General features: G+C 72.8%; 12 protein-coding genes and 3 pseudogenes. 8 read left to right on the top strand and 7 right to left on the bottom strand.

Annotated features, from left to right (window positions below; translation table 11 throughout):
- Nucleotides 1-161: 161 nt before the first annotated feature.
- Entirely contained in the window at nt 162-1,607 is a 1,446-nt protein-coding gene (locus E4N63_RS07380) for a glyceraldehyde-3-phosphate dehydrogenase (protein ID WP_125625589.1), read from the bottom strand.
- Between the two features lie 289 nt (nt 1,608-1,896).
- Nucleotides 1,897-2,553 (bottom strand): annotated as a pseudogene (locus E4N63_RS07375) (DedA family protein); the annotation flags it as partial.
- Between the two features lie 709 nt (nt 2,554-3,262).
- Between E4N63_RS07375 and E4N63_RS07370 the strand changes: the two are divergent.
- Complete coding sequence (locus E4N63_RS07370) at nt 3,263-3,607, top strand: alpha-amylase (RefSeq protein ID WP_230240264.1); 345 nt, start codon at nt 3,263-3,265, stop codon at nt 3,605-3,607.
- Between the two features lie 472 nt (nt 3,608-4,079).
- A complete protein-coding gene (locus tag E4N63_RS07365; protein ID WP_125626466.1) occupies nt 4,080-4,715 on the top strand; it encodes a DUF4360 domain-containing protein in 636 nt (211 codons plus the stop codon).
- Nucleotides 4,716-4,898: 183 nt separating this feature from the next.
- Here the strand turns inward: E4N63_RS07365 and E4N63_RS07360 are convergent, their stop codons facing one another.
- Entirely contained in the window at nt 4,899-5,321 is a 423-nt protein-coding gene (locus E4N63_RS07360; protein ID WP_230240263.1) for a hypothetical protein, read from the bottom strand.
- 136 nt (nt 5,322-5,457) lie between these two features.
- Between E4N63_RS07360 and E4N63_RS07355 the strand changes: the two genes are divergently transcribed.
- The 4 genes and pseudogenes from E4N63_RS07355 (at nt 5,458) to E4N63_RS07340 (ending at nt 8,268) form a co-directional block, all read left to right on the top strand.
- Entirely contained in the window at nt 5,458-5,883 is a 426-nt protein-coding gene (locus tag E4N63_RS07355) for a cell division protein SepF (RefSeq protein ID WP_185831367.1), read from the top strand.
- Nucleotides 5,884-6,017: 134 nt separating this feature from the next.
- Nucleotides 6,018-7,133, top strand: a pseudogene (locus tag E4N63_RS07350) (ATP-binding protein); the annotation flags it as partial.
- Nucleotides 7,134-7,235: 102 nt separating this feature from the next.
- Nucleotides 7,236-7,733 (top strand): nucleotide pyrophosphohydrolase, encoded by a 498-nt coding sequence (locus tag E4N63_RS07345; protein WP_230242393.1) that lies wholly within the window; start codon nt 7,236-7,238, stop codon nt 7,731-7,733.
- A gap of 58 nt (nt 7,734-7,791) precedes the next feature.
- Complete coding sequence (locus E4N63_RS07340) at nt 7,792-8,268, top strand: DUF6099 family protein (RefSeq protein WP_125626462.1); 477 nt, start codon at nt 7,792-7,794, stop codon at nt 8,266-8,268.
- A 166-nt stretch (nt 8,269-8,434) separates the two neighbouring features.
- Here the strand turns inward: E4N63_RS07340 and E4N63_RS07335 are convergent, their stop codons facing one another.
- The gene (locus E4N63_RS07335) at nt 8,435-9,358 is read right to left on the bottom strand and encodes an LLM class F420-dependent oxidoreductase (RefSeq protein ID WP_230240262.1); all 924 of its coding nucleotides are present in this window, start codon (nt 9,356-9,358) and stop codon (nt 8,435-8,437) included.
- Between the two features lie 487 nt (nt 9,359-9,845).
- Here E4N63_RS07335 and mmuM point away from each other — a divergent pair, with 487 nt between their 5' ends.
- Entirely contained in the window at nt 9,846-10,793 is a 948-nt protein-coding gene (gene mmuM, locus E4N63_RS07330; RefSeq protein ID WP_230240261.1) for a homocysteine S-methyltransferase, read from the top strand.
- Nucleotides 10,794-11,431: 638 nt separating this feature from the next.
- Here mmuM and E4N63_RS07325 read toward each other — a convergent pair.
- The 3 genes and pseudogenes from E4N63_RS07325 to E4N63_RS07315 all read right to left on the bottom strand — a co-directional run bounded on the left by E4N63_RS07325 (nt 11,432) and on the right by E4N63_RS07315 (nt 13,562).
- Nucleotides 11,432-12,204, bottom strand: a pseudogene (locus E4N63_RS07325) (calcium-binding protein).
- Nucleotides 12,205-12,382: 178 nt separating this feature from the next.
- Entirely contained in the window at nt 12,383-12,874 is a 492-nt protein-coding gene (locus E4N63_RS07320; protein ID WP_230240260.1) for a DoxX family protein, read from the bottom strand.
- A 172-nt stretch (nt 12,875-13,046) separates the two neighbouring features.
- Complete coding sequence (locus E4N63_RS07315; protein ID WP_230240259.1) at nt 13,047-13,562, bottom strand: lytic polysaccharide monooxygenase auxiliary activity family 9 protein; 516 nt, start codon at nt 13,560-13,562, stop codon at nt 13,047-13,049.
- Nucleotides 13,563-13,898: 336 nt separating this feature from the next.
- Here E4N63_RS07315 and E4N63_RS07310 point away from each other — a divergent pair, with 336 nt between their 5' ends.
- Nucleotides 13,899-15,194 carry an extracellular solute-binding protein gene (locus tag E4N63_RS07310; protein WP_230240258.1) on the top strand — a complete coding sequence of 432 codons (1,296 nt, stop codon included), beginning with the start codon at nt 13,899-13,901 and terminating at the stop codon, nt 15,192-15,194.
- The last annotated feature ends 124 nt before the right edge of the window (nt 15,195-15,318 follow it).

Genomic DNA, 15,318 nt, shown 5'->3' with positions numbered 1-15,318 from the left:
TGCTCGGGGGCGGGTGTACGGCGCGGGGAGGGGAAGCGGCGGCCCTCGTCCGCCGCCCCGGCCGGCGGGACGGCCGGCGGGACGGCGGACGACGACTACGGGCAGGCGGTCGGCCCGGGAGGTGCGGCCGGAACCGGACCGCCCGGAACCGGGCCGCCGGATCAGACCGCCGGGGCCGGGTAGGTCGGGTACTCCACCCCGGAGACGTACTGGACGACGCGGACGACCTGGCAGGAGTAGCCGAACTCGTTGTCGTACCAGAGGTAGAGGATCGCGTTGTCGCCCTCGACCTTGGTGGCGCCGGCGTCGACGATCGAGGCGTGCCGCGAGCCGATGAAGTCGTTCGAGACCGCGTCGGGGGCGCTGGTGAAGTCGATCTGGCGCTTGAGCGGCGAGGTCAGCGACACCTCGCGCAGGTGGTCGAGGACCTCCTGGCGGGTGGTCTCCCGCGCGAGCTGGAGGTTGAGGATCGCGATCGAGACGTCCGGCACCGGGACGCGGATCGAACTGCCCGTGATCTTCGCCTGGAGGTCCGGCAGCGCCTTGGCGACGGCGGAGGCGGCACCGGTCTCGGTGATGACCATGTTGAGCGGCGCCGAGCGGCCGCGGCGGTCGGACTTGTGGTAATTGTCCAGCAGGTTCTGGTCGTTGGTGAACGAGTGGACGGTCTCCACATGGCCGCGCAGCACGCCGTACTCGTCCGCCATCGCCTTCAGCGGCGGGACGATCGCGTTGGTGGTGCAGGAGGCGCAGGAGAGAATCTGCTCGTCCGGCTTGATCGTGTCGTGGTTGACGCCGTGGACGATGTTGGGCACGTCGCCCTTGCCCGGGGCGGTGAGGACGACCTTGTCGATGCCGGGGCGGAGGTGGTTCGACAGCCCCTCGCGGTCCCGCCACCGGCCGGTGTTGTCGATGAGGATGGCGTCCTTGATCCCGTACGCCGTGTAGTCCACCGACGTCGGGTCGTCGGAGTAGATCACCTTGATCTCGTTGCCGTTGGCGACGAGCGTGCTGTTCGCCTCGTCCACGGTGATCGTGCCCTGGAACTGGCCGTGGATGGAGTCGCGGCGCAGCAGCGAGGCGCGCTTGACGATGTCCTGGCCGCCGCCGTTGCGGACGACGATGGCGCGCAGCCGCAGGCCGTTGCCGGAGCCGGCCTTCTCGATGAGCAGACGGGCGACGAGGCGGCCGATGCGGCCGAAGCCGTAGAGGACGACATCGCGCGGCTCACGGCGCTCGATCTTGTTCGCACCCGTGGCACCGGCGACGGACCGGGCGGTGAACTCCTCCACCGAGAGGCCGCGGTCGTCCGCCTTGTACGTCGCGGCGAGCATGCCGATGTCGATCTGGGACGGGCCGAGGTCGAGCGTGGTGAGCGTCCGCAGGAACGGCATCGTCTCGGTGACGGACAACTCCGCGCCGGCGATCTGGCGGGCGAAACGGTGGGTCTTGAGGATGCTCACCACCGACTTGTTCACGAGGGAGCGGCTGTGCAGCAGGACCGTGACGTCCCGCTCCCGGTGCAACGTCCCGATCATCGGGATCATCGATTCCGCGATCTCTTCGCGGTTCTTCCAGTTGGTGAACGAGTCCACGGTGGCAGTCACTGGTCCATCTTTCGAGCTAGGCGGTGCTCATATGCTAACCGGCTGCTCTTCCGGTCCTTCCGGCGGTATGCCTGGTCGGAGCGGGTGTGAGCGGGACCATGGCCGCGCGGGACGGGGCGGGGGTGCCGCCGGGACGAACCGGTCCGGGGCGGTGGGGAGTTGCCGGGGATTCACTCGGGGCGCGCGGTGGCGCGGTCCCGCTCCGGTCCCCGGACCGGCCCCGTTCCCCGCCGGAGGCCTCGTCGCCTGCGCTTCCGCCTCCGTCTCCGTCACCGTCCGCGGTGCCGCCGCGGTCGTGCTCCCCGTTCCGGCCGTGCCTCCTGCGGCGCATCACGAGATGGACGACGAGCGCCACCACCGCGGCGGCCAGGACGATCTTGGAGGAGAGGCCCACGTACGTCTCCACCACATGCCAGCGGTCCCCGAGCCAGTAACCCGCCATGATCAGGGCCGAGTTCCACAGCAGGCTGCCCAGCGTCGTCAGCAGGACGAAGACCCGGAAAGGCATCCGCACCACTCCGGCCGGGACGGAGATGAGGCTGCGGAAGACCGGCACCATGCGGCCCAGGAAGACCGCCTTGGTGCCGTGCCGCCCGAACCACGCCTCCGTGCGCTCCAGGTCGGCGGGCTTCAGCAGCGGGACCCTCACCCACAGCCGGTGCAGGCGCTCATGGCCGAGCCACATCCCGGCCCAGTACAGGAGCACCGCGCCCGTGACCGAGCCCAGCGTCGTCCAGAAGATCGCCGAGGGCAGACCGAGCACGCCCCGCCCGGCGGCGAAGCCGGTCAGCGGCAGCACGACCTCGCTGGGCAGCGGCGGAAAGATGTTCTCCAGGGCGATCGCCAGCCCGGCTCCCGGCCCGCCCATCGTCTCGACGAGATCCGTGGCCCAGCCCGCGAGGCCGCCGGGGGACTGCTGAGCCTCGGCCGAGATCATGCCGTGCATCCGTGCTCTCCCGTCAGCAGGTCGGATCCTGCCGGTGAGGGCGCCCGCCCTCCATGGCCCTCCGGTCCCGGGACGCGCTCCCGCCGGACGCCGCCGGGGCCCGCCGGACCGCGGCGGGCGGAGCGGCGGCCGGGGCGGGGCGCCCACCGCGGCCCCGCTCCCCGGGTGCCGCCGCCCGCCGCCGGGCCACACCCCCGGAACGGTGCGGCCGACGCCGTGGTGCGCCGGTCGCGCTGTGCCCGGTGGCCCGGTATGGGGTGATCGACGGCCATAAGCCGCCTTCTTGCCCGTTCCGGCGCCCCGAAACCGCCGGCCGGCGCGTCCCGCTGCCCGAGGGGCGGCCGCGGCGGCCGGGGACTGCTCCACCGGGCGCTCCTTGCGCAAGTGTCTGAAACTTTTTTCAAGCCAACTTGCCGCTGAGCGGTGAGAGTTGTCGCTGACGTACCGTTCGTTGGCATATCTGCCCGGTCTTGCCGCCCCCTGGGGAGGGCGGAAGCGTGGCCTGTGGTTCCCCGCGGGTGGGGCGGGCAAGCCCTTGCGGCGGAGGGCGGAGTGTCGTGGCCTGCGAGGGAAGTCGTCACTCCGGCTCTCCGCCCGGCGCCTGGGGAAGCGCGATCGCCCTTGCGCAACTGGCGCAATTTCTTTCAGTCTCCAGGCGCCGCTCCTACGCTCGGGCTCGTTCCATTCGGCACGTCGAAGGAGGGTCCCCATGTTCACTCTGTCGCGCTCGATCGCACGGGCCTCGGTGCCGGTGCTGCTCGCCGCCGCCGCGGGACTCGCGCAGCCCGGTGCGGCGTACGGCTCCCCCGCCGGTGAGCCGGGGGAGCCGGTATCGGCGACGGCGCCCGCCTGTGTCCAGTACGCGGCGAGCTGGCGCTACACGTTCGTCACCAACAACTGCGACACCCCGCAGCGGCTCACCGTCCGCTACCGCGATGCCGCCACCCCGCCCTGCCGGACCGCGGCCCCCGGCGACACCGTGACGTTCCCCGGCTACGGCGTCGGCGGCGACGAGGTGCTGGGAGTGAACCTCTGCTCGTGCGAGGCCGGTTGAGGTCCGGTCCGGTGCTCCGGGGCGCGCGTTCGCGCGGCCGTCTCCCCGGTCCGCCCGGCCGGTCCTGCGCCCGTGCGGCCGTTCCGTGGGGGCGCTTTCGAGACGTCGCGGCATCCCGGGGAAGCCGGGGTGCCGCTTCTCTTCCGCGCCGGGGTCCGCACCCCTAACATGGGAGCGCTCCCACCCGGTCGGCCGGATCCGGAGCGTGCGACACCCCACGCCCGAACCCCGAGCCGGCCGCCCTCCTCCGCCCGCCCGCGCGGACACCAGTTTCTCCCTCATCCCGAGGCTGACCGCCTCGACCGGACTTCGCGGGCGCGGTGGACGCGCGTACGGCATCGTCGGGAGCGCCGCGCGCGCCAGCAGTGACCGGCCGGGAGCCCGGTGTTGACCGAGGCCCGGCACAGATCCGATGTCAGCGGGGCGGCGCCGGGGTGGCGCGCCGGGCCCCGTACGAATCGATTGGAGAACCATGTCTGGTGTTCTTGCCGCCGGCGGCGCGGCCGCGGCGTTATTCGCCTCTGTGCTCGCGGGCCAGAGCGCGCCGGCGGAAGCGGCCGTACCGGCCGAGCAGGCGCAGGTCGGCATCATCACCGTCAACGGCTCGGGTTGCCCCGCGGGTACGGCCGCCGTCGCCGTATCACCGGACAACTCGTCCGTGATCGTGAGCTACAGCGACTACCTCGCCCGGACGGGTGCCGGCGCCGACGCCGCCGACCAACGCAAGAACTGCCAGCTCGCCCTGGACGTGCGGGTCCCGTCGGGCTGGACGTACACCATCACCGGTGCCGAGCACCGCGGCTACACGCACCTGGTGAAGGGGGCCACGGGCCTTCAGCAGTCGCAGTACTACTTCCAGGGCTCCTCGGAGACGGCCGTCAACTCGCGCACCTTCACCGGGCCGTACGACGGCGAGTGGAGCATCTCGGAGAACACCCCGGCCGCCGAGCAGGTCTGGGCGCCCTGCGGCGCCAAGCGGCTGCTGAACATCAACACCGAGCTGCGGGTGGACGCCGGCTCCTCGGGCGCCAACGCGGCCAACATCATGGCCATGGAGTCGACCAAGGTCCCGGGCGCCACCTACAAGCTCAAGTGGAAGCGGTGCTAGGACCCGGCTGACGGGATGTCCGCCGGCGCGCCCGCGCGCGCCGTACGGACGGGAGGCCGCCCACCGGCCAGGGCTCCGGCCGGCGGGCGGTCTCCGCATGTCATTTCTCTCCCGGTCTCTTCTTCGTGGTCCGCGTACCTCCCTGTACGACTCCGGTGCCCGCCGTGTGTCCTCGGCTGCGACTCAGTCCGTGGCGGCGGCCCGGCGGCGCCGGTTGAAGACCGCCGCGCCCCCGGCGAAGGCCGCGAGGGCCGCGCCGGCCGCGGCGGTGGTGGTGGTGACCGCCGTGGTGGAGGCGGCCGGCCGCTCCCCGGCCGAGACCACCTTCCGGGTCCCACCGGTCACGTCGCGGCGCCCGGCGGCGGCCGGGGCGGCGTGCTTCCCGTGCCCGGCCTGCTCCCCGTGGACCGTGTGCTCGCCGTGGACCGCGTGCCCGTCGTGGACCGGCTGGGCGCCGGTGTTCTCGAACGTCTCCCCGGCCGCCGCGACCTCGCCCGCGGACAGCGTGCCGGAGCCCAGGCCGGTGACCTCCCGCCTCCGGCGCCAACGCGGCGCGCCCCGAACGGCTCCGTCCCCGCGCGCATCCGGTACTGCCGGGCATGCCACTGCCGCACCCGTCGGGCAGGGGGCCGGCGGGACGAACAGGACATCTCCCGGGGCGTCTTGTGTGGCTTCGCCCCGGGTGTCAGTGGTTCTCAGTAGTGTCTTCGCATGTGTATTTCCCGGCTCCGGGGCAAGAACGATGCCTACGAGCCCACCACTAGGAGGTCAGGTGAACGGCCGTTACGACGTCACTGATCAGCAGTGGGAAGGACTCGCCGAGGTCGTCCCGCTGCGCGGCGACACCGCATGGCCGTCCTGGCCGGGCCACCCGGCGCTGCCGGGCGAGGAGGAACGGGTGGCGGACACGCGCCGGTTCGTGGTGCTGAGAGTGCAGGTCTTCGCCGACGCGCGCGATGTCGCGGAGCATCTCATGGGCCGCACGCCGGTGCTGCTGGACCTCACCGGCGCCGATTCGGACGTCGCCAAGCGCATCCTCGACTTCTCCAGCGGGGTCGTCTTCGGCCTCGGCGCGGGGATGCACCGGGTCGACCGGGACGTCTTCCTGCTGACCCCGGCGGGCACGGAGGTCGCCGAGCCCCGGCTGGGCGCGGGGGCCCGGGAGTAACCGCCCGGCGGTTGGCGGGAGTTGTGGATCGATCCGGCGAGGTGGCCTCCGGGGCCGTCTTCGCGTACCCCGATCGTAGGAAGATCCGGAAGATGTAACGGTTCGCCGTGTGGCGGGCCGCTTACGGTCCCGCCATGGATCTCGACCTGCCCATTCCGCCCGCCCCCGTCCGGCCCGTTCTCACCGAACTCCGCCTGCCCGCCTATAAATCGCACCGCGGCACCGTGCTTCCGCTCGCCCCGCTGACCTTCCTCACCGGCCCCAGCGGGAGCGGCAAATCGGCCGCCCTGGAGGCCATGGCGGCACTGGCGCGGCTGGGCGCGGGCGCCCCGCTCGGCGAGGTGTTCCCCGATCCGGCCTCCTGCGTGCCGGAGTGGGCGGTGGCCGGCGGCCGGCAGGGGCGCGGCTTCCGGATCGGCTGCACGGTCGACGGCCCCGCCGGTCCCGTCCGCCTCGACGTGGCCGTCCGGGCGGAGCCCGAACTCCGGCTCCAAGGCGAGCGGTTGACGGCCGACGGCCGGGTCCTGCTGACCACCGCCCTCCGCGACCCCCGCTGCCGCTCCGTCCAGGCCGAGTGGCACACCGCCGGTTCGGCGCGGGTGACCAGGGCGCCGCTGCCCGACGACCGGCTCGGCACGGCGCTGCTGCCGCTGCGGGTTGCGGGGACGACGGAGGGCCAGCGGCAGGTGCTGGCCGCGGCCGAGCAGGTCCTGGTCGCGTTGCGCTCGTCCTTCGCCTGTGATCCCCGCCCCGGCCGGATGCGGTCGCCGGTCGCCGTCGGCGAGGGCCGCCTGCGGCGCGGCTGCGGGAATCTCGCCGAGGTCCTGCGGCGTACCCGCGGCGAGTGCGGGACCCGGCACGCCGCCCTCGTCGCCGCCTCCCGTACCGGCTGCGCCGGCGCCGTCGAGGACCTGGCGGTGGAGGACCTCGCCGACGGCACGGTACGGGCGGTGCTGCGGCGCGGCGCGCACACCGCGACCCCCGTGGAGCGGCTCGGCGACGGCGAGTTGCGCTATCTGGCCTTGGCGCTGGTGCTGCTGACCGGGCCGGGCGTCCTGGACGTGGACCCGGTTGCGGAGGTGTTGTCGGCCCGCCAGGTGCTCACCGTCCTGGCGGACGACTTCGACCGCAGCCTGGACCGGCGGCAGACGGCGGAACTGCTGGCGCTGGCGGCCCGGATGACCCGGCGCGGGCACATCCGGCTGCTGGGCGCCCTGCGGGAGGGGACCCCGGTACCCGGCGTGGAGGGCACGGACGGTGGGGGCACGCCAGTGGACCGGAGGGAGCGGGCGGCGCGCGAGGAGCCGGCGGCGCCGGGGGGGCCGGCGCGGTGCGGGTGGTACATCTGGCGGATGAACGAGACGACCCCCGGGGCCGGGACCGGCCGTGAACTGCCCGCGCTGCGACGCCGGCTCGCCGCCTTCGCGGCGGCGCGCGACTGGCAGCCGTACCACACACCGAAGAACCTGGCGGCGGCGCTGAGCGTCGAGGCGGCGGAGCTGCTGGAGATCTTCCAGTGGCTCACGCCGGAGGAGTCGGCTCGGGTGATGGCCGACCCGGAGCGGGCGCACCGGGTCGAGGACGAGGTGGCCGACGTCCTGGCGTATCTGCTGCAGTTCTGCGAGGTGCTGGACATCGATCCGGCCGCGGCCCTGGCGGCCAAGATCGACCGCAATGAGCGGCGCTTCCCGGTGCCGGAGGGGCCCGGGCGGCGGGCGCGGTCCAGGGGTCGGCGGGGCCGTTCAGGGATGAATCGAAGGACCGGAACCTTGATCGCAACTCTCCGTAGTGGAAAGCTAATCAACACGGGAACTATTGTCCACAGATTCGGAAAAACCCTGGTCTCCTGACTGCTGGTCAGTCACTCTAGGTGATGGCAGTGATCGCTCCAAGGAGGGAGGTGGACCCATGGACGCAGCTCGGCTGATCGAGGACACCCGGCACGGCCTCGCTCGGGCCCGGGCCCCGCAGGAGATCGTTGCCGAGGCATGGCAGGCGCAGGCGCTGGCGGAGGCCGTGGGCACCCATCTTCTGCTCTACGGTCCGCAGGAGTTCGAGACCGAGGCCCGGGGGCTGAGCGAGGCGGGCGGCCGGCTGCGCGGCTCACTCCCGGAGACGGCGCGGCGTGCGGGCCGCGTGCGGGCCGCACGGTTGTCGGACGTCCAGGACCAGCGGCGGGTGCTCATCGGGCTGGGAGCGCTCCTGGGAGAGGTGGGGATCGCGCTGGTGGGGGTGGCGTGCTCGGCCGAAGTGGAGAGCTTCTACTGGATGTGCATGGAAGTGATCGACGCGGTGGACGAGTCGGGGGACCGGGTCGGCGGATTGCTGCGGCAGCTCGAGGAGCTGGAGCAGCCGCGTTCGGACTCGGCCGCGTGGCCGTCCTGAGACCGCCACCGGGCGGCTCGGCGGAGCGGTGGCCGCCACCCCGGGGCGGCCACCCCGGGCCGCCGTCCGGATCGGCGTCCGGATCGCCGTCCGGCCGTGCCCGGGAGGCGCCGTCCGCCGCGCCGTGACACGGCGGACGACCGCGCTCCCGCGTCCGCGCCGGGGCTCAGTCCAGCTGCGGCATGACCTCGGTGGCGATCAGTTCCAGCTGGTCGAGGTCGGAGAGATCCAGCAGTTGCAGATAGATGCGCTCCGAACCGGCCTCCCGGTAGCGGCCGATGCGTTCGACGATCTCGCCCGGTGAACCGCACAGCCCGTTCTCCCGCAGCTGGTCCACCTCCCGCCGGATGGCCTCGGCCCGCCGGGCGACCTCCGCGTCGCTCCTTCCCGCACAGATCACCAGGGCGTTGGAGTAAACGAGTTCGGACGGATCGCGTCCCGCCTCCTCGGCGGCGGCGCGGACCCGGGCGAACTGCCGCTCCGTGTCCCCGGGCAGCGCGAACGGCACATTGAACTCGTCGGCGAAGCGCGCCGCGAGCGCCGGCGTCCGCTTGGCGCCGAGCCCGCCCACCAGCACCGGCACCTTCCGCTGGGCCGGCTTCGGCAGCGCGGGGGAGTCGGAGAGCTGGTAGAAGCGGCCGTCGTAGTCGAAGCGCTCGCCGACCGGGGTGCGCCACAGACCGGTGATGACCTCCAGCTGCTCCTCCAGCCGCGCCAGCTTCTCCTTGGGGAAGGGGATGCCGTACGCGGCGTGTTCCTCGGCGTACCAGCCCGCGCCCAGGCCGAATTCGACCCGGCCGCCGGACATCTGGTCGACCTGCGCGACCTGGATGGCGAGTACCCCGGGGAGCCGGAAGGTCCCCGCGGTCATCAGCGTGCCGAGACGGATGCGCTCGGTCTCCCGGGCCAGCCCGGCCAGGGTGATCCAGGCGTCCGTCGGACCGGGCAGACCGTCGGCGCTCCCCATGTGCAGATAGTGGTCGGACCGGAAGAAGGCGCTGTAGCCCAGATCCTCGGTGGCCTTGGCCACGCGCAGCAGGGTGGCGTAGTCGGCCCCCTGCTGGGGCTCGGTGAAAACTCGGAGATCCATGTCCCCCATCTTGCCCGCGGAGTGCGGCGGAACCGCAGGGAACCGCCGGGTCCCGGACGGGTGGGGGAGGTGCCGCCTGCGTACGAGGAGGCGTCGGGGCGGAGCGGGAGGGACGGCGCCCGGCGGGCGGGGAGGTGGCTCGGCGGAGGGCTGGGGGCGGCATCGGTTCGCCCCGTTTCCCCGGGCCGTCGCCTGTCCGCTTCGGTCCGTCGCCGGTCCGTCTCGGTCCGTTCCCGATCCGCCTGGTCCGGGCCGGCCGGGGCCGGGCGGCGCGGTCGCGGTTCGCAGCCCGTAACCTGGAACGCCCGAGGTCAAGAGCGGGACTACGCGGGCCGGGACCGGTTCCGCCACGACGGACGCCGTCCCGCTCCAGCCCGCCCGTCCAGCTTCACCCCGCCCGTCCCGTTCCGCACCCGGCCGCTCCGCCCCGGCCGGTTCAGCACCGACCGCCGCCGCAACCGTCCGTCCGAGTGAGGTGACAGCCGCCGTGTCCGTACCCGCCCGCCCGCTCGCGGCCGCCCTCGCCGACGGGCCCGTCGTCCTCGACGGAGGGCTGTCCAACCAGCTCGCCGCCCAGGGCTGCGACCTCTCCGACCCGCTCTGGTCGGCCCGGCTGCTGGCCGACGACCCCGGGCAGATCGAGGCCGCCCACACCGCCTGTCTCCGGGCGGGCGCCCAAGTCCTCATCACCGCGAGCTACCAGGCCACCTTCGAGGGCTTCGCCCGGCGCGGCCTCGGCCGGGCGGAGACCGCGGAACTGCTGCGCCGCAGCGTGCGGCTGGCCCGCCGGGCGGTGGAACGGAGCGCGGCGGAGCGGGACACGGCGGGGGAGGTCCACGTCGCCGCGTCCGTCGGGCCGTACGGGGCGATGCTCGCCGACGGCAGCGAGTACCGGGGCCGGTACGGGCTGGGCGTGCGCGCCCTGGAGCGGTTCCACCGGCCGCGGATCGAGGCGCTGGCCGAGGCCGGGCCGGACGCCCTGGCCCTGGAGACCGTCCCCGACACGGACGAGGCGGAGGCCCTGCTCGCCGCGGCCGAGGGCACCGGCCTGCCCGTCTGGCTGTCGTACACGGTCTCCGGCGCGGCGACCCGGGCCGGGCAGCCGCTCGCCGAGGCGTTCCGGGTCGCCGCCGGCCGCGGGCAGGTCGTCGCGGTGGGCGTCAACTGCTGCGATCCGCGCGACGCGGACGACGCGGTCCCGCTCGCCGCCCGGGTGACCGGCAAGCCCGTCGTCGTCTATCCGAACAGCGGCGAGACCTGGGACGCGGCGGCCCGCGACTGGCGCGGACCGGGCACCTACGATCCGGCGCGCGCCCCCGTCTGGCGGGACTCCGGCGCGCGGCTCATCGGCGGCTGCTGCCGGGTGGGGCCGGAACGGATCGCGGAGGTGGCCCGGAGCCTCGCCGGCCGCGCCACCGGTGCCACCGGACCGTGAAATCCCCTGGTCGGGCGGGCCGCCGTCCGGCGATATCCACAAGCGACAGGGCCAGGCGGCTGCTCATGCCGCAGCGCGCCGGTATGCCACGCCACAGGAAGAAGCGCGAGACTGCGCCGACGGTCAACTTCTCGGCCGTGAACGGACCGTGCTGGTTGGCTCAGTCGGTCACACCGGTTCATGCTCTCCTGTGCGGCGGCCTTCCGCGCCGCCCGGAGTCACATCCACCGCAGGGCTGCGGTGCGGGACCGTTGACGGGGCCCCACGCCGGGACAGGCCCGGCGACATCCGCCCGGTCAACGCCATCTGAGCCGTATCCCCCGGCAAGTGGCAAGCAAGGCCGGTTCTCGTGCCTCCGGCACCGACTTTCTGATGGTCGCGCGCATGCATGCGCCCAAGCGGCGGCACCAGCGCTCGGAACGGCCCCGCCCGGTGGGCCCCTTGTCCTTCGGTATCGGAAACGGCGACGCACAGAACTGGGGGGCCGCCTCGTCCGCGACTCGGCGGTCGTACCCCTGGGTCGGTCAACCTGCGCACACGAACAAGCTCAACCGCCGCGACCCCAGCGGCCGGAGCGGACGTCACCGTGCATCCAACCGCCCGGACGACCGCCCCGGCGAACCTTCCCGGTCAGAGCGCTAGCGGAGGACGACGTCGCGGCCCGGGCCGCCTTCGACGGTGTCCTTCCCGGGGCCGCCGCTGACCAGGTCGTCGCCGTCCTCGCCGTGCAGTGTGTCGTCGCCGGGGCCGCCGAGGACGATGTCGTGGCCGTCCCCGCCCATGGCGTGGTCGTCGCCCGGGCCGGCGTACACGATGTCCGCACCGCCGTACGCCTCGATCATGTCGTCGCCCCGGCCACCCCACAGCCGCTGGCCGCTGTCGTCGCCCATCAGGTGGTCCGTGCCGTCGCCGCCGTCCAGGACCGCGCGCCCCATGACGATGTCGTCGCCCGCGTCGCCCCGTACCGTGTGCGCGCTGTGGGCGTGCAGCGTGTCGTCACCGGGGCCGCCACGGACGGTGGTGACCCCGGGGTCGCTGGTGACGAGCGTGTCGTCCCGGTCGCCGAGGAAGATGTCGATCCTGTCCGGCCGGGAGCTGCCGGTGGGCAGTTCGCAGACGACGAAGGTGTCGTCGCCGGGTTCGAGGTACGCGCAGTGGTCGCCGGGGTCGAGGGGGACCGCGTCGCGGAAGCCGATCCGCCGGACTCCGGCGCCGAGATCCATGGGGATCACGTGGAGGTCGCTGGCCTGTCCCGCGGCGGCGGTGAAGACGATCGACTGAGTCGCCCAGTCGGCGCCGACGCGGGCCTTCGCCACGGTGGTGGCGGGGCGGCGGCTGCCGGGGCGGCGGCGAGGCCGGTGGCTAGCAGGGTCACGGCGATCGCGCGGGCGCTGGATCCGTGTCGGTTCATGGGTCCTCATCTCGATGCGGCGGACGGTGGGGCGGCCTGCTCGGGGTTTCCGACTGCAGGGCACCGGGCGGGCGGTCGTGACGGCGGCGTCCTCGTGACCGCGCCTCCCGAACGGGGCCGGTGGCGGGGTGTTCGGGGATCCTGTCCGCGGCCGGCGCACTCCGGTGCCCGGACGTCCTCACGGCGGCGCCGGCCGGCCCCACTCGTCGGCCGCCACCACGAGACAGGCCGCGACCAGGACGACGTTCTTGATGATGTACTGGCCCTCCAGGGTGGGGACCGGCGCGATCCCCTGCCACATCTCCCCCGGGAGCAGCAGGAGCGCGGAGAAGACGCCGGCCATGTGGACGAAGAACCCCACCAGGGCCATGCGGAGCAGCACTCCCGTGACGAGGCCGAGGCCGATGGCCGTCTCGGACGCCGCCAGCACAGGGAGCACCACGTCCGGCGGCAGCAGACCGAAGGTGAGCTTCGACGCGGTCCGGACGGCGACCCCCTCGGCAGGGCTGGCCGCGGGGAAGAACTTGGGGACGCCGAACCAGAGGAACACCGCGCCCACGCAGACCCTGAGGAGCCCCGGGCCGCGCCGCTGGACCCGCCCGCCGTACCCCGTTCCTTCCGGGGCGGGCCCCCGAGGAGGGCACGGGCTTTGCTCACCAACGCTCTCCACCGCCGTACCCACCCTTTCGCACGTGCTCGCACGCTGTCGTCCGGAAGGCTCCCGGCCGCCGGGCGACCGGAGAGGAGGAGGCTCCCGGTGCCCGGAGCGGGCGGTGCACCGTCCGCTCCGGGCACCGGGACACCACCCGGCCCCGGGAGGGCCGGGTGGTGCGGAACCCGCCTCAGCTCACGTTCACGTCCACGCAGGCGTAGAAGGCGTTGGCGGTGTCAGCGATGTTCCACACCGCCAGCACCTTCTGCTTGCCGGTCAGGCTGCCGAAGTTCACCTGGTGGGTGACGGTGGCGCCCGGCCGGGCGCCACCGTCGTTGAACTCCGCGATCTTCCGGCCACCGGCGTAGTACTGCCAGGTGCTGGTGGCGTGCCGTGCCGTCAGCCGCCAGTTGAAGCTGGTCGTCCGGCTGACCGGGGTGACCTTCCAGCCCTTGCTGTCGTTGTCGAGCTCGGCGAAGCGGGCGTTCCCTCCGCTGCAGCTCATCAGGCCCTTGGGGCCCTCGACGCTCTGCGGCTCGTACTTGATGGAACCGCAGGAGACCAGGCCGGCGGCACACTGGGCCTGCCGGCTGGGGGGCGAGGATATGTAACCGTGTGCGCTCGCGCTGCCGGCCGGCAGGCTCACGACCAGGAGCGGGGCGATCCCCGCGCCGATGGCGGCGGCCAGCATCTTCTTGCTCTTCATGACAACTCCTGTGTGGGGGTTGGGACCCGCCGGCCCGAAAGCAGACAGGCATGAGCATGTCAAGCAGAGCCTCCATGGCCGTGGAGTGGTCATGGGGGGGTGGCGGAAGCATAACGCGTTTGGTCTAGACCAAACCAGTGCTCGGGCACGACCGTCCGAAGTGTCTTTTGATCGGTCTCGGAGGCCTTTGCCGCTTTCGTCGTTGCGTGCGGGGCGTCACGGGGTCACAGAGTGGTAGAGACCTCTTGTTCGCGGGTTCACGGAGCCCTAGCCTCCCCCATGTTGTTCAGAGCACAACAGCCATTGCGTATGCTGCAACGCTCGGAGGATCGCTCCATGAAGCTCCCCGCCCGCCTCGCCGCTCTCGCGGCCGCCGCCCTGGTCGTGACCGCCTGCGCACCCCAGGCTTCCGACAACTCCACCTCCGGCACGGACCAGAAGACGGGCACCCTGCGTGTCTGGCTCTTCCAGGAGGTCGGCAACAAGCCGAAGGAAGAGGTCGTCGCCTCAGTCGTCGCTTCCTTCGAAAAGGCCCACGAGGGCACGAAGGTCGACGTCGAGTACATCCCCGTCGAAACCCGTGCCCAACGTGTGAAGGCCGCCTTCAACGACCCGGAGTCCGCCCCCGACGTCATGGAGTACGGCAACACGGACACCGCCGGCTACGTTCACGACGGCGGACTCCTCGACGTGACGGAGGAGTTCGCCGGCTGGAGTGCGGCCAAGGACACCGACCCCACCGCCCGGCAGGCGGTCACCGTGGACGGCAAGGTCTACGGCGCCCCCTTCTACGTCGGCGTCCGCGCCTTGTACTACCGCACCGACATCTTCGAGGAACTGGGTCTGCCCGTTCCGAAGACCATGACCGAACTGGCATCGACGGCCCGCAAGATCCGCGCCGCGAAGCCCGGTCTGTACGGCCTGGTCGTGGGCGGCGCCTACACCTACGGCGCGATGCCCTTTGTCTGGGCCGGCGGAGGTGAACTCGCCACCGGCAAGAACGGTTCGTACGCCTCGGCCATCGACAGCGCCGCCGCCCAGAAGGGCATCAAGACGTACACCTCGCTCTTCGGCGACGACAACTGCCCCGCAGCCAAGTGCGCCGGGATGGGCGGCAACGACACGGTCACCGCGTTCGCCGCCGGCAAGGCGGGCATGGCGATCGGCGGCGACTTCAGCCACACCGCTGTCGAGGCGGGGAAGGTGAAGGGCAAGTACGCGGTCGTACCGCTGCCGGGTGTGACAGCCGGATCGATCGCGCCGGCGTTCGCGGGCGGCAACAACATCGGCGTGCTGAAGAGCACCACGCACCGCACGCTCGCCGTCGAGCTGATGAAGGAGCTCGCCGCGAAGAAGACGCAGGCCGAACTCTTCGACGCGATGGGCTTCCTGCCCACCTTCACGGACGTACGGCAGCAGGTGGCGGCCGAGGAGCCGTTCGTCAGGCCCTTCGTGCAGACGCTCGCCGCGGGCACCAAGTTCGTCCCGGCCTCGCCCGCCTGGGCGCGGATCGACTCCTCGCTGGTGCTGCCGACCATGTTCCAGGAGATCGTCAGCGGCAAGAAGGACGTGGCGGCGGCCTCGGAGGACGCGGCGAAGAAGATGAACGACGCGTTCAGCTCCGCCGGATGACACCGATGAACGACCACACACCGGGGGGCGCGTCATCGGACGGCCTTCCGGGCGACTCCGCGCGGGCGTCGCTGCCCGCGGTGGTGCGCCCCGGTCCGGCAGCCTCGCCCCGCCCGGAACTTCC

The organism is Streptomyces sp. MNU89 (assembly GCF_020982505.1).
Lineage (GTDB): Bacteria > Actinomycetota > Actinomycetes > Streptomycetales > Streptomycetaceae > Streptomyces > Streptomyces xinghaiensis.
The sequence above is the reverse complement of the archived record's forward strand: the minus strand, read 5'-3'. Positions and strand labels throughout refer to the sequence as shown.

Bases quoted from the DNA above. Each gene is read 5' to 3' on its own strand.
- E4N63_RS07370 (WP_230240264.1), top strand. From the start codon at position 3,263: ATGTTCACTCTGTCGCGCTCGATCGCACGGGCCTCGGTGCCGGTGCTG.
- E4N63_RS07365 (WP_125626466.1), top strand. From the start codon at position 4,080: ATGTCTGGTGTTCTTGCCGCCGGCGGCGCGGCCGCGGCGTTATTCGCC.
- E4N63_RS07355 (WP_185831367.1), top strand. From the start codon at position 5,458: ATGCCTACGAGCCCACCACTAGGAGGTCAGGTGAACGGCCGTTACGAC.
- E4N63_RS07345 (WP_230242393.1), top strand. From the start codon at position 7,236: ATGAACGAGACGACCCCCGGGGCCGGGACCGGCCGTGAACTGCCCGCG.
- E4N63_RS07340 (WP_125626462.1), top strand. From the start codon at position 7,792: ATGGACGCAGCTCGGCTGATCGAGGACACCCGGCACGGCCTCGCTCGG.
- E4N63_RS07335 (WP_230240262.1), bottom strand. From the start codon at position 9,358: ATGGATCTCCGAGTTTTCACCGAGCCCCAGCAGGGGGCCGACTACGCC.
- E4N63_RS07315 (WP_230240259.1), bottom strand. From the start codon at position 13,562: ATGAAGAGCAAGAAGATGCTGGCCGCCGCCATCGGCGCGGGGATCGCC.
- E4N63_RS07310 (WP_230240258.1), top strand. From the start codon at position 13,899: ATGAAGCTCCCCGCCCGCCTCGCCGCTCTCGCGGCCGCCGCCCTGGTC.